This is a genomic window from Rhizobium sp. P1_B8 (assembly GCF_056406515.1).
This window is the reverse complement of the sequence record NZ_JBFTZZ010000089.1, coordinates 1-521: the sequence shown is the minus strand read 5'-3', so window position 1 is coordinate 521 and position 521 is coordinate 1. Positions and strand designations below refer to the sequence as shown.

At 65.5% G+C, this 521-nt stretch carries 1 protein-coding gene; it reads right to left on the bottom strand.

All coding sequences use genetic code 11. The features are described from left to right. The coding region (locus AC1D2N_RS36240) for a DUF4082 domain-containing protein (RefSeq protein WP_477983040.1) at positions 1–521 on the bottom strand (521 nt) is incomplete at both ends.

Below are 521 nucleotides of genomic sequence, written 5' to 3'. Positions count from 1 at the left end.
TTGGTGTCGCCAGCATCCGGATCGGTGTCGTTGGTCAGCACATTGCCGCTCGCAACCACGCCGCCCGAACCATTGGCGACACCGCCCTTCTCCGTCGCGTCCCCCGCATCGGCGACCGCCGTCGGCGTCGTGTTGTTCGCATTCGAGGGGCGGAAGACAACGTCGGCCCAATAGTTGGTGGCGCCAAAAGTGGCATTCGGGAAAATGCCAGCGGTGGCGGAGCCGCCATAGCGGTAGACGCCGTTGCCGGTGGCTGTCGCCGTCAGCGGACCGTTCGTGACGGCGGCGGTGAAGTAGTTGGCAGTCGCCACGTAGGCGCCGGTCGTGTGGTAGGAGGCGACATAGGCGGTGTTGGCGGCAATGGTGAAGGGCGTCGTGAAGTTCGCCGTCTGCCAGCCGCTCGCCGTGGTGGTGGTGAAAGTGGCAGTGGCGAGCTTGGTGCCCGTCGAGCTCCACAGGTCGACGACGTTCTGGCCGTTGTCGTTGGCGCTGCGGTAGAACCTGATGCCTGTGACATCCCC